This window comes from Streptomyces ferrugineus, assembly GCF_015160855.1.
In the GTDB taxonomy this organism is placed as follows: domain Bacteria; phylum Actinomycetota; class Actinomycetes; order Streptomycetales; family Streptomycetaceae; genus Streptomyces; species Streptomyces ferrugineus.
In genome coordinates this window covers 2,832,323-2,844,516 of record NZ_CP063373.1, presented here as the reverse complement: position 1 = coordinate 2,844,516, position 12,194 = coordinate 2,832,323, and the positions used below count along the sequence as shown (strand labels likewise).

Genomic DNA, 12,194 nt, shown 5'->3' with positions numbered 1-12,194 from the left:
CCCTAATGACCGGCTACCCGCCCTTGCCCACCTGGTCGGAGGTCTCCTCCTCCACCTCGGCCATCGCCGGGTCGAGGAGGCGGGAGAGGAAGTGGCGGGTGCGTTCGTGCCGCGGGCTGCCGATGACCTGGGCCGGGGCGCCGTCCTCGACGATCACTCCGCCGTCCATGAAGACGACCCGGTCGGCGACCTCGCGCGCGAAGGTCATCTCGTGCGTGACGACCATCATCGTCATGCCCTCCTGGGCGAGCATGCGCATGACGGCGAGGACGTCGCCCACCAGCTCGGGGTCGAGCGCGGACGTCGGCTCGTCGAAGAGCATCACCTCGGGGCCCATGGCGAGCGAGCGGGCGATGGCGACGCGCTGCTGCTGGCCTCCGGAGAGGGAGGCCGGGTAGGCCGACGCCTTGTCCGACAGGCCGACGCGCTCCAGGTTCTCGGCGGCGACCTTCGCGGCGGCGGCCTTGTCGCGCCCCAGCACCCGGCGCTGCGGCAGCGTGAGGTTCTCGGTCACCGTCAGGTGCGGGAACAGGTTGAACTGCTGGAAGACCATGCCGATACGGCGGCGTACGGCGTCGATGTCGACGTCCGGGTCGGTGAGCTCGGTGCCGCCGACGAAGACCCGGCCCTCGGTGGGCTCCTCCAGCAGGTTCACGCAGCGCAGCAGCGTCGACTTGCCGGAGCCGGACGGGCCGATGACGCACACGACCTCGCCCTGCCGGATGTCCAGGTCGATGCCGCGCAGCACCTGGTTGTCGCCGAAGGACTTGTGCAGGTCGCGTACTTCGATCTCCGGTCGGGAGCCAAGGGTCTTGTCTGTCACTTCACGGCCTCCTGGGCCTTGGCCTCCATACGGCGTACGACGAAGCCGAGCGGGATCGTGATCAGCAGGTAGCACAGGCCGGCCACCAGGATCGGCGTGGAGTTGGCGGTCTGGCTGGCCAGGTCGCGGCCGAACTTGGACAGTTCGCGCTCCTCCAGTGTCACGCCGAGGAACAGCACCAGCGAGGAGTCCTTGAAGAGCAGGACGAGTTCGTTGGTCAGCGGCGGGAGGATGATCCGAAACGCCTGCGGGATGATGATCGAGACCATGGCGCGGGCGGGCGAGAAGCCGAGCGAGCGCGCCGCCTCCATCTGTCCCTTGGGCACCGCCTGGATGCCCGCGCGGATGGTCTCGGCCATGTACGCGGCGGCGACCAGGCCGAGCGCGAGCGCGACCTTGCCGTAGGTGCCGCCCGGGATCTCGGTGCCCGGGAAGGCCAGCGGTACGGCCACGCCGATGAAGATGAAGATCAGCAGGGCGGGCAGCCCGCGGAAGATCTCGATGTAGACGCCGGCGAGCCAGCGGTACGGCCCCACCGACGACAGCCGCATCAGCGCGATGACCATGCCGAGGACCAGTCCGACGACGAAGCCGGACACGGTGTACAGCACGGTGTTCTTCAGCGCGAGCGTGATGACCTCGGGGAACATCTGCTCCGCGATGGCCTTCTGCGCGAACTGGTTCCGCAGCCGGTCCCAGTCGGCCGCGACCGCGAAGGCGATCACGGCCGCGACGAAGACGACGTACTGGATGCCACGCGACAGGCTGCGCTTCTGCCGTCGGGTCAGGCCCTTCTTCTTCGGCTGGACCGCTGCGTCCGTGTCCGTCATGAGGCGGCGGGCGACGCGGCCGACTCGTCGTACGGGCCGATCCACCGCTCGTACACCTTCTTGTACGTGCCGTCGGCCTTCGCGTCCGCGAGCGCCTTGTTGATGGCCTCGCGGAGCTTGTCGTTGCCCTTCTTCACGGTGACGCCGTACTGCTCGCCGGTGTTGACGTTGTCGGCGACCTCGAAGGCGTCCGCGTTGGCCTTGTCCTTCAGCCAGCCCTGGACGACCGGGTAGTCGATGACGACCGCCTGGACCTGGCCGGTGCGCAGGCCGTTGAGGACGGCGTCGGACGACTCGAAGGAGACCGGGTCCAGGTCCTTGCTCTTGGCGTAGTCCTCGCCGGTCGTCTGCGCCTGGGCGCCGACCTTCTTGCCCTTGAGGTCCGCGAAGGAGGAGATGCCGCTCTTCTTGTCGGTCAGGACAGCCTGGGTGGCCTCGAAGTACGGGTCCGAGAAGTCGACGTTCTTCTTGCGCTCCTCGGTGATGGTCATGCCGGCGGCGGCGAGGTCGCACTGGCCGGCGTTCAGGGAGCCACCGGTCTTGAAGTTCTCGAAGGGCTGGTCGACGATGACCTGCTTCACGCCCAGGTCCTCGGCGACCAGGTCGATGAGGGAGACGTCGAAGCCCTGCACCTTGCCGTCGATCTCCGACTGGAACGGCGGATAGGGCAGGTGGGTGCAGGTGGTGAGCTGGCCCGCCTTGACGAGCTCGACACCGCCGGCCGCGGTCTTCGTGCCGCTGCCGCCGTCGCCGTCGGAGGAGCAGCCGGCCACGAGCACCAGCCCGGCCGTCGCGGTGGTGGCGGCCAGAACGCGGGTCCGGCGCCCGAGGGTCGTCTTCACGGGGAGCCTCCTGTGAGGGAACTTTGGGTTCCGATTATAAGGAAAGGTTTGGGGTACTCAAACCAAACCGATGGCTCAAGGGGCGTTCGACCTAAGAAGTCGGCAGCCGAGAGCGGCTCGGAGCCCCCGGTTACGCTCGTCACGACGACCCAGAGCGAAGAGAGCGAGCCCCGTCGTGACCCACCCCTTCCTGGACCTGGCCCCGCTGAGCGCCGCCCGTTTCGCCGCGATCGAGGACCGGGTGGCGCGGTTGCTGGGGACCGCGCAGGACGTCGTGATCATGCAGGGCGAGGCGCTGCTGCCGCTGGAGGGGGCGATCCGGGGGACGGCCGGGCCCGGCACGACCGCGCTGAACGTGATCACCGGCCCGTACGGGCAGACGTTCGGGAACTGGCTGCGGGACTGCGGCGCGACGGTGATCGATCTGACGGTCCCCTTCCACACGGCGGTCACGGCGGACCGGATCCGGGACGCCTTCGCCGAGCACCCCGGGATCGACTTCGTCTCCCTGGTGCACGCGGAGGCGGCGACCGGCAACACCAATCCCGTCGCGGAGATCGGCGAGGTGGTGCGGGCGCACGGGGCGCTGTTCTACCTGGACGCGGTGGCGTCGATCGGGGCCGAGCCGGTGCTGCCGGACGCGTGGGGTGTGGACCTGTGCGTGATCGGGGCGCAGAAGGCGATGGGCGGGCCGGCCGGGGTGTCGGCGGTGTCGGTGAGCGAGCGGGCGTGGGCGCGGATGGCGGGGAATCCGCGGGCGCCGCGGCGGTCGTATCTGTCGCTGCTCGACTGGAAGGAGCGGTGGATCGACGGCGGGCGCGCGGCGCTGCCGCACGCGCCGGCGCAGCTGGAGATGCTGGCGCTGGAGGCGTGCGTGGAGCGGATCGAGGGGGACGGGCCGGAGACGGTGATGGCCCGCCACCGGGCCGCGGCGCTGTCGACCCGGGCCGGTGCGGTGGCGCTGGGCGGGGGCCTGGAGCCGTATGTGTACGACGCCCGGGAGGCGGCGCCGGTCGCTACGACGCTGAGGGTGCCGACGGGGGTGACGGCGTCGGAGGTGGTGGCCCGGGCGCTGGCGTCCGACCCGGCGTTGCCGCTGGCTGCCGGGGGTGGGGCGCTGGCCAAGGAGATGATCCGGGTCAATCACTACGGGGCGGATGCGACGGTGGGGGCCGTGCGGGGGTGCGTGGCGGCGCTGGGCGGGGCGCTGGCGGACAAGGGGCTGGGTGTGGATGTGGAGGGGGCGTTGGGGGCGGTGGACGCGGGGTGGCGGTAGCGGCTTTTCTCGCCCCCGCCGCCCTTACCCGTCCCATCCCCCAGGGGCTCCGCCCCTTCGACCCCGCCAGGGGGCTCCGCCCCCTTGACCCCCGTCGGCCTGAACGGCCTCGTCCTCAAACGCCGGACGGGCTGAAATGCAACCGCCCGGCGCTTATTGGTGCGCGGCGGTCCGCTCCCCCTATGACCACCAACACACCTCAGACCCTCCCGGACGGACGCCCCATCCCCCTCCTGACCGGTGACGAGCGCCCCATGGTCGAGAGCTGGCTCGACTTCCACCGCGCCACCTTGGAGCTGAAGTGCGCGGGACTGGACGACGCGCAGGTGCGGCGGGCCTCCGCGGAGCCGTCGGAGCTGACCCTGCTCGGGCTGGTGCAGCATCTCGCGGAGTGTGAGCGGAACTGGTTCCAGCGGGTGGTGGGCGGGCTCGACGTGCCCCCCGTGTACGGCGCCGGGAACGGGAGCGGGTACCGGCTCCAGGGCGGGCGTGGGATCCGCGAGGCGCTCGACGTGTGGCGGCGGGAGGTCGCCCGGGGGCGGGAGGTCTGTGCGGGGCGGGCGTTGGAAGGGGTGGGGCGGATCGTGGACGGGCCGATGGCCGGTGTCGAGGTCAGCCTGCGGTGGGTGTTGATTCATATGATCGAGGAGTACGCCCGGCACAACGGCCACGCCGACATTCTGCGAGAGCGCATCGACGGCGTTACCGGAGCCTGAATTCAAGGTAATTCTGGAATTCTTTATCGAGGACAGCTTCCCATACTCTTCTGCCCGCTTTCTCCGAACCTAAACACAAAGATTCCGCGAACATCAACCGGATCAATTCGGGCGGGTCTCGTAAGAGTTACATTGCTGTGACGCGTTCCACATCGTGCCCGATTTGTACGGTATTAAGGGGGCAAAAGGGGCGTATCGCAGGCTCCAGGCAGCGTCCTTCACGCCCGCGTGATAACACATCCGGCCCTCACGCGTAACCCCACACGGCCATGCAATTTCAATTTTCCCTCGGTAAATTCAATTCGCATGACTGCCGCACAAGCAGACCTGCAAATCGACCGTCCGGCGGTGGCCGACGGGGCCGCGCTGTGGCGGATAGCCAGAGACTCCGAAGCCCTCGACCTCAACTCGTCGTACAGCTATCTGCTGTGGTGCCGCGACTTCGCCGGCACATCGGCCGTCGCCCGCGACGAGCGCGGAGAGCCGATCGGCTTCGTCACCGGGTACGTACGGCCGGACCGCCCGCGCACCCTGCTCGTCTGGCAGGTCGCCGTGGACGACGCCCACCGCGGCCGCGGCATCGCCGCCGCGCTGCTCGACGGGCTCGTCGCACGGGTCTGCGGCGAGTACGGCGTCACCGGCGTCGAGACCACCATCACGCCCGGCAACACCGCTTCCGAGCGGCTGTTCGGCTCCTTCGCGGAGCGGCACGGCGCCGCTCTGGAGCGCGAGGTGCTCTTCCCCGCCGGCCTGTTCCCGGACGGACCGCACGACCCCGAAGTCCTGTACCGCATCGGTCCCCTCTCTCTCTGAACTCCCCACGCATCGAGGAGCGATTCGTCGTGACCATCACCCAGCCCGACCTCAGCGTCTTCGAGACCCTGGAGTCCGAGGTGCGCAGCTACTGCCGCGGCTGGCCCACCGTCTTCGACCGTGCGCGTGGCAGCCGCATGTACGACGAGGACGGCCACGAGTACCTGGACTTCTTCGCCGGCGCCGGTTCACTGAACTACGGCCACAACAACCCGGTCCTGAAACGGGCCCTGATCGACTACCTGGAGCGTGACGGCGTCACGCACGGGCTCGACATGTCCACCAGCGCCAAGCGGGCCTTCCTGCAGACCTTCCAGGACCTGGTGCTGCGCCCGCGTGACCTGCCGTACAAGGTCATGTTCCCGGGCCCGACCGGCACCAACGCCGTCGAGTCCGCGCTCAAGCTCGCCCGGAAGGTGAAGGGGCGCGAGGCCATCGTCTCGTTCACCAACGCCTTCCACGGCATGTCCCTGGGCTCCCTCGCCGTCACCGGCAACGCCTTCAAGCGCGCCGGCGCCGGCATCCCGCTGGTGCACGGCACGCCCATGCCGTTCGACAACTACTTCGACGGCACGGTCCCGGACTTCCTGTGGTTCGAGCGGCTCCTGGAGGACCAGGGCTCCGGGCTGAACAAGCCCGCCGCCGTGATCGTCGAGAGCGTGCAGGGCGAGGGCGGCATCAACGTCGCGCGCCCCGAGTGGCTGCGCGCGCTGGCCGAGCTGTGCGAGCGTCAGGACATGCTGCTCATCGTCGACGACATCCAGATGGGCTGCGGGCGCACCGGTGCCTTCTTCTCGTTCGAGGAGGCCGGCATCACCCCGGACATCGTCACGGTGTCCAAGTCCATCAGCGGCTACGGACTGCCCATGTCGCTGTGCCTGTTCAAGCCCGAGCTGGACGTCTGGGAGCCGGGCGAGCACAACGGCACCTTCCGCGGCAACAACCCCGCCTTCGTCACCGCCACCGCCGCCCTGGAGACGTACTGGGCCGACGGCAGCGCGATGGAGAAGCAGACCCGGGCGCGCGGTGAGCAGGTCGAGCAGGGCCTGATCGCCATCTGCGAGGAGAACCTCGCCGACGTCAAGGAGTACCGGGGCCGCGGGCTGGTGTGGGGCCTGGAGTTCCACGACAAGGACCGGGCCGGCCGGGTCGCGCAGCGCGCCTTCGAGCTCGGACTGCTCGTGGAGACGTCCGGCCCGGAGAGCGAGGTCCTCAAGCTGCTCCCCGCCCTGACCATCACCCCCGACGAGCTGGACGAGGGGCTTCGCATCCTCGCCCGCGCCGTCACCGAGACCGCCTGACCGAACAGGAAAACCACCACCTAGGAGGCATCGCAGCACCGTGATCGTCCGTTCGTTCAAGGACATCGAAGGCACCGAGCGCCATGTGAAATCGGCGTCCGGCACCTGGGAGAGCAAGCGCATCGTCCTCGCGAAGGAGAAGGTCGGCTTCTCCCTGCACGAGACGGTCCTGTACGCGGGTACGGAGACGTCGATGTGGTACGCGAACCACATCGAGGCCGTCGTCTGCGTCGAGGGCGAGGCCGAGCTGACCGACCACGAGACCGGGCGGACGTACGCGATCACGCCCGGGACCATGTACCTCCTGGACGGTCACGAGAGGCACACGCTGCGGATCAAGGAGGACTTCCGCTGCCTCTGTGTCTTCAACCCGCCCGTGACCGGCCGCGAGGACCACGACGAGAACGGTGTGTACCCGCTGCTCACCGAGCCCGAGGAGGTGTGAGAAACCCATGACCACCGTCACCGATCTCTACCCCAGCCGCGGCGCCACCGAGGTGGCCACCCCGCGCCAGGACCCCGTCGTGTGGGGCTCCCCCGACACGCCGGGCCCGATCGCGGCCGGTGACCTGCAGTCCTTCGAGCGCGACGGCTTCCTCGCCATCGACCAGCTCATCACCGAGGACGAGGTCGCGGTCTACGCGCAGGAGTTGGAGCGGCTGGTCACCGACCCGGCGATCCGCGCGGACGAGCGCTCGATCATCGAGCCGAAGTCCAAGGAGATCCGGTCCGTCTTCGAGGTGCACCGGATCAGCGAGGTGTTCGCCGCTCTGGTGCGCGACGAGCGCGTGGTCGGCCGGGCGCGGCAGATCCTCGGCTCGGACGTGTACGTCCACCAGTCGCGGATCAACGTCAAGCCCGGCTTCGGGGCGAGTGGCTTCTACTGGCACTCCGACTTCGAGACCTGGCACGCCGAGGACGGTCTGCCGAACATGCGGACGGTGTCCGTCTCGATCGCGCTGACCGAGAACTACGACACCAACGGCGGGCTCATGATCATGCCCGGCTCGCACCGGACCTTCCTCGGGTGTGCGGGGGCCACGCCGAAGGACAACTACAAGAAGTCCCTCCAGATGCAGGACGCGGGCACGCCGTCGGACGAGGCGCTGACCAAGATGGCCTCCGAGTACGGCATCAAGCTCTTCACGGGCAAGGCCGGTTCGGCGACCTGGTTCGACTGCAACTGCATGCACGGCTCCGGCGACAACATCACGCCGTTCCCGCGCAGCAACGTGTTCATCGTGTTCAACAGCGTGGAGAACGCGGCCGTGGAGCCCTTCGCGGCTCCGGTACGGCGGCCGGAGTTCATCGGCGCGAGGGACTTCACCCCCGTGAAGTGAGCCTCACACCGGTGAACTGAGCTTCACAGCCACGACAGCGACGCGGCCCGCTCCAGTACGTTCCGTACGGCGGCCGCGTCGCCCGTCTGTCCCCGGGGCACGGTCTCGGGGGCGTACCGCCCGCCGACCAGCAGGCAGAAGTCGACCGGCTCCAGGGCCAGTTCGGCCTGTACGGGCTCGTCCTCGGAGCCCAGCACCCACTCCGCGCCCCCGGTGACCGAGAACAGCACCGGGGGCGCGGTGGGTCCCAGGGCCAGGCCGAGGACGCGCACGGCGAGGCGGACGAGCTGCCCCAGGTGCTCCTCGGGCGGTGGGGGGACGGCGAGGCCGAGGGCGCGGCCGATGTCGTCGGTGTGGATCCAGGTCTCGAAGGCGCGCACCAGGAAGTGGTCGGCGACGGGCAGCCGCATCCCCATCAGCAGCACGGCCCGCGCGGCGAGTTCGGCGTCCCGGGCCTCGGGCGTGCCGAGCAGCGCGTGCGCCTGCGCCTCCCAGTCGGCCACGGTCTCCCCGGGCGTACGGCCGTGCTCATGGGCGATGACATCGGCGGTACGGCGGTTCCAGGCGTCCTCCCAGGGTGTGCCCTCCTCGATCGGCGAGGGCGGCACGCGTGCGTCGACGCCGAGCCGGCCGGCCAGGTGCTCGTCGGCGGCGAGCAGGTGGGCGAGGGTGGCGTGTGCGTCCCAGTCGTGCACGACCGGCGTGGCCCAGCGGTCCGCCAGCTCGGGCAGCAGCGCCCTGAGCCCGGCGACGGCGGCGGCGTAGGGGGCGGCGTGCGCGGCGATGCGAGGGGTGGCGGGGCGGGTGCGCAGGGCGAGGGACAGGGCGCCGTCGTTCCGGCCCGCGGGGGCCGTCGGCGGCGGCCCGTCCAGCAGTCGTACGGTCTCGCGCAGCCGCGCCGCCTCCGCCGCGCAGCTCTCGCACCCGGCCAGGTGCGACCGGACCGTCTCCTCCTCGGCCGGGTCGAGGGCGCCGAAGGCCCAGGCGGCCAGCAGATCACGTACGGCCTCGTGCTCGTCGGTCACCGCGCGCCTCCTCCCCTGTGCCGATTGCCCTGCGAGTACCCCGCTACACCTCTCGCCATCATGCGCCCCTTTCGAGCGCCGGATCCGGCGGGTCGGCCAGAGTCTCCGCCAGGGCGCGCAGGGCGCTGCGCAGCCGGGTCTTGGCGGTGCCCTCGGGGATCCCCAGCTCCACGGCGGCCTGCCGGTAGGTGCGGCCGGCGAAGTAGGCGAGGTGGACGACCTCGCGTTGGGGCTGCGGCAGTTCGGCGAGGGCGGAGTGCAGCAGGAGGGAGCGCTCCCGGTCGACGACCGTCTCGTCGGGGCCGGGTCCGGCGTCCGGGATGGCCTGGAGGTCGGAGTCGTCGGCGGCGGCCTTGCGGTGCCGGGTCTCGCTGCGCACCCAGTCCACGGCCCGCCGGTGGGCGAGCACGGAGAGCCAGGTGCGCAACGAGCCACGGCTGGCGTCGAAGGTGTACGGCCGGCTCCACAGGTGGGCGAAGACCTCCTGCGCCACGTCCTCGGCGGCGGCCGCCGAGCGGGTGACGCGCACGGCGACCCGCCGCACCAGCCCGCCGTACGCCGCGTACACCTCGGCCAGCGCGGACTCGTCGCCGTACACCAGCCGCCGGTGCACCTCCGCATCGGCGGGCGGCTCGACGGACGTGTCGCCCGTGGACTCCACCGGTACCACCACCCCTGGGTGCCCTTCCTAGCGTTCCCGGCGGGCCCGCGCCAGTGGTTCAGGCAGACAGGGCGTTCAGCAACCGGTCGACATCCTCCGGGGTGTTGTAGAGGTGGAAGGCGGCACGCAGGTTGCCGGCCCGGTCGGAGACCTCGATTCCGGCCTCGCTGAGCTCGGGCTGGCGCTCGCCGAGGCCGGGCACGGAGACGATGGCCGAGCCGGGTGCGGGCACGGGTTCGTGGCCGAGGGTGGCGAGGCCGGTGCGGAAGCGGTCGGCGAGGGCGAGGTCGTGGGCCTGGATGGCGGACACGCCGAGTTCCTCGATCAGCTCCAGGGAGGCGCGCAGCCCGGCGTGGGTGAAGAGGGCGGGGCTGATGTCGAAGCGGCGGGCGGAGCCGGCGAGGTGCTCGACGGGGCCGTAGCAGCTGTCCCAGGGGACCTCCCCGGCGACCCAGCCGGCGAGCAGCGGCGTCAGCCCGCCGAAGTCCTCCGGGACGACGCAGAAGGCGACGCCGTGCGGGCCCAGCAGCCACTTGAAGCCGACGGCGGCGACGAAGTCGTCCGCGCCGGCCTCCAGCGGCAGCCAGCCGGCCGACTGGGAGGCGTCGACGTAGGTGCGGGCCCCGTGCGCGCGGGCCGCCTCGCGCACCGCGGGCAGGTCGGCGATCCGGCCGTCGGCGGACTGTGCGGCGCTGACCGCGACGAGCGCGGTGTCCGGGCGCACGGACTCGGCGAGGCGCTCCAGCGGGACGGCGCGGACCTTGAGGTCGGCGCGCATGTGGAAGGGGTTCACGAGGGAGGCGAAGTCGGCCTCGGCGGTGAGGACTTCGGCGCCGGCGGGCAGGGACGCGGCGATCAGTCCGCCGTACTCGGCGACCGAGGCCCCGGTCGCGACCCGCTCGGCGGGGACGCCGGCCAGCCGGGCGAAGGAGGCGCGGACGGCCTCCACGTCCTCGTACAGCGGGCCGAGCGGGACGCCCTCGGCCCGCATCCGCACGGCCCGGTCCAGGGCGGTGACGGTGCGGGCCGGCAGCAGGCCGTTGCTCGCGGTGTTGAGATAGACGTTCTTCGGGGCGAACTCGGCGCGGACGAGGCTCTCGAAGGTCTCCATGGCTCCACTGTGGGCCCTGAACACGTATCAGTCCATTGCGATTTTTTACGTGAGACCACTAAGGAACGCTTATAGATCGGCTTCGACCTGCGCGTTCGCGCGGCGGTTCAGCGCTGCGGCACCGCACACCCGTCGGGGCCGCAGGCGTCCGCGTCCCCCTGGTCGACGATCCGAAGCGGCGACCGCTCGCCCCAGGCCTGCGTCAGCGCCTGCTCGAAGACCTCGGCGGGCTGGGCGCCGGAGACGCCGTACTTGCGGTCCAGGACGAAGAAGGGGACGCCGTTGGCGCCGAGCTGGGCGGCCTCGCGCTCGTCGGCGCGGACGTCGTCGGCGTAGGCGGTGGGGTCGGCGAGGACCCCCCGGACGTCGTCGGCGTCGAGCCCGGCCTCGACGGCCAGCTCCACCAGCCGATGGTCGCCCTCGGTGAACAGGGACCGCTCCTCGGCGAAGTTCGCCCGGTAGAGGATCTGGATCAGCTCGTCCTGCCTGCCCTGCTCCTTGGCGAGGTGCAGCAGGCGGTGCAGGTCGAAGGTGTTGCCGTGGTCGCGGCCCTCGGTGCGGTACTCCAGGCCCTCCGCGGCGGCCTGCGCGCCGAGGTTCTCCTCACCGGCCTGGGCCTGCGCGGCGCTCATGCCGTACTTCTTGGTGAGCATGGTGATCACGGGCTGGATGTCGCCCTTGGCGCGCCCGGGGTCCAGCTCGAAGGAACGGTGCACCACCTCGACCTGCTCGCGGTGCGGGAAGGCCTCGAGCGCCTTCTCGAAGCGGGCCTTGCCCACGTAGCACCAGGGGCAGGCGATGTCGCTCCAGATCTCGACGCGCATGTCTGTGGCCTTCTCTCCACTCGTACGGGTTCGGAGACTCCCTCCGCTTAGTGCGTGAACGTTCAACCAGCAGGGTTCATTCCCCGGTCGGGCTCACTTTCAGGTCACGGAGAGGCGCAGGAAGACATGGTGGTCGCCCTCGGCGGGCGGGTTCTCCGGGTCCGGGATCCAGCCCTGCCGGGCGTAGAAGGCCTGGGCGCGCCGGTTGTCGACGTGCACGTCGAGGACGGCGGTGCGCCTGCCGTCGGCCCTCCACTCCTCGACACAGGCCGTGTGCAGGGCGGTGCCGACGCCGGAGCGCCAGTGGCCGGGGTCGACGTGGAACTGGAACAGCTGGACCGTTTCCGCCGGGGCGCCCTCCGGGGTGCGGAAGGAGGCCAGGCCGACGATGCGGCCCTCCTCGACGGCGCACAGCACCCGTCCGTCCGGTCGCGCGATGGCGCCGCGCCAGGCGGCGGACCAGTCGGTGCCGTCCTGCGGGAGCCCGTCGGAGCAGTAGGTCGCCCGGGCGCGCGCGTGCAGCGCGACGACGCGCTCGACCTCGGCGGGCAGGACGGTGCGAATCACACGACGTGCGGTCAGTCGGTCACTGATCATGCAACGGAGGACGTGCCCCCGCCCCGCTCCGGTTC

At 70.7% G+C, this 12,194-nt stretch carries 14 protein-coding genes; 6 read left to right on the top strand and 8 right to left on the bottom strand.

What is annotated here, in order from left to right:
- Positions 1-13: 13 nt before the first annotated feature.
- The 3 genes from IM697_RS12960 to IM697_RS12950 are packed head-to-tail and all read right to left on the bottom strand — an operon-like array spanning position 14 to position 2,495.
- Positions 14-823, bottom strand: a complete 810-nt coding sequence (locus IM697_RS12960; protein WP_228044647.1) for an amino acid ABC transporter ATP-binding protein — start codon at positions 821-823, stop codon at positions 14-16.
- Complete coding sequence (locus IM697_RS12955) at positions 820-1,653, bottom strand: amino acid ABC transporter permease (protein ID WP_194047727.1); 834 nt, start codon at positions 1,651-1,653, stop codon at positions 820-822. Before IM697_RS12955 ends, IM697_RS12960 begins: the two co-directional genes overlap by 4 nt.
- Positions 1,650-2,495, bottom strand: a complete 846-nt coding sequence (locus tag IM697_RS12950) for an ABC transporter substrate-binding protein (RefSeq protein WP_194047725.1) — start codon at positions 2,493-2,495, stop codon at positions 1,650-1,652. Before IM697_RS12950 ends, IM697_RS12955 begins: the two co-directional genes overlap by 4 nt.
- A 175-nt stretch (positions 2,496-2,670) precedes the next feature.
- Between IM697_RS12950 and IM697_RS12945 the strand changes: the two genes are divergently transcribed.
- From IM697_RS12945 to thpD, 6 genes are all read left to right on the top strand, one after another.
- Positions 2,671-3,771 carry a pyridoxal-phosphate-dependent aminotransferase family protein gene (locus IM697_RS12945; protein WP_194047723.1) on the top strand — a complete coding sequence of 367 codons (1,101 nt, stop codon included), beginning with the start codon at positions 2,671-2,673 and terminating at the stop codon, positions 3,769-3,771.
- Positions 3,772-3,953: 182 nt separating this feature from the next.
- Positions 3,954-4,487 (top strand): DinB family protein, encoded by a 534-nt coding sequence (locus tag IM697_RS12940; RefSeq protein ID WP_194047721.1) that lies wholly within the window; start codon positions 3,954-3,956, stop codon positions 4,485-4,487.
- A 306-nt stretch (positions 4,488-4,793) separates the two neighbouring features.
- Positions 4,794-5,300, top strand: a complete 507-nt coding sequence (gene ectA / locus IM697_RS12935) for a diaminobutyrate acetyltransferase (protein WP_194047719.1) — start codon at positions 4,794-4,796, stop codon at positions 5,298-5,300.
- A gap of 29 nt (positions 5,301-5,329) precedes the next feature.
- Positions 5,330-6,601 carry a diaminobutyrate--2-oxoglutarate transaminase gene (ectB, locus tag IM697_RS12930; RefSeq protein ID WP_194047717.1) on the top strand — a complete coding sequence of 424 codons (1,272 nt, stop codon included), beginning with the start codon at positions 5,330-5,332 and terminating at the stop codon, positions 6,599-6,601.
- A gap of 40 nt (positions 6,602-6,641) precedes the next feature.
- Entirely contained in the window at positions 6,642-7,046 is a 405-nt protein-coding gene (locus IM697_RS12925; RefSeq protein ID WP_194047715.1) for an ectoine synthase, read from the top strand.
- Between the two features lie 7 nt (positions 7,047-7,053).
- A complete protein-coding gene (gene thpD, locus IM697_RS12920; RefSeq protein ID WP_194047713.1) occupies positions 7,054-7,941 on the top strand; it encodes an ectoine hydroxylase in 888 nt (295 codons plus the stop codon).
- Between the two features lie 23 nt (positions 7,942-7,964).
- Here the strand turns inward: thpD and IM697_RS12915 are convergent, their stop codons facing one another.
- The 5 genes from IM697_RS12915 to IM697_RS12895 all read right to left on the bottom strand — a co-directional run bounded on the left by IM697_RS12915 (position 7,965) and on the right by IM697_RS12895 (position 12,159).
- Positions 7,965-8,966, bottom strand: coding sequence for a maleylpyruvate isomerase family mycothiol-dependent enzyme (locus tag IM697_RS12915; RefSeq protein ID WP_194047711.1), 1,002 nt, complete (start codon positions 8,964-8,966; stop codon positions 7,965-7,967).
- Between the two features lie 58 nt (positions 8,967-9,024).
- Positions 9,025-9,639 carry an RNA polymerase sigma factor gene (locus IM697_RS12910; RefSeq protein WP_194047709.1) on the bottom strand — a complete coding sequence of 205 codons (615 nt, stop codon included), beginning with the start codon at positions 9,637-9,639 and terminating at the stop codon, positions 9,025-9,027.
- 46 nt (positions 9,640-9,685) lie between these two features.
- A complete protein-coding gene (locus tag IM697_RS12905) occupies positions 9,686-10,738 on the bottom strand; it encodes an aminotransferase class V-fold PLP-dependent enzyme (protein WP_194047707.1) in 1,053 nt (350 codons plus the stop codon).
- A gap of 107 nt (positions 10,739-10,845) precedes the next feature.
- Positions 10,846-11,562, bottom strand: coding sequence for a DsbA family oxidoreductase (locus IM697_RS12900; RefSeq protein ID WP_194047705.1), 717 nt, complete (start codon positions 11,560-11,562; stop codon positions 10,846-10,848).
- 99 nt (positions 11,563-11,661) lie between these two features.
- The gene (locus tag IM697_RS12895) at positions 11,662-12,159 is read right to left on the bottom strand and encodes a GNAT family N-acetyltransferase (RefSeq protein WP_194047703.1); all 498 of its coding nucleotides are present in this window, start codon (positions 12,157-12,159) and stop codon (positions 11,662-11,664) included.
- Positions 12,160-12,194 lie beyond the last annotated feature (35 nt).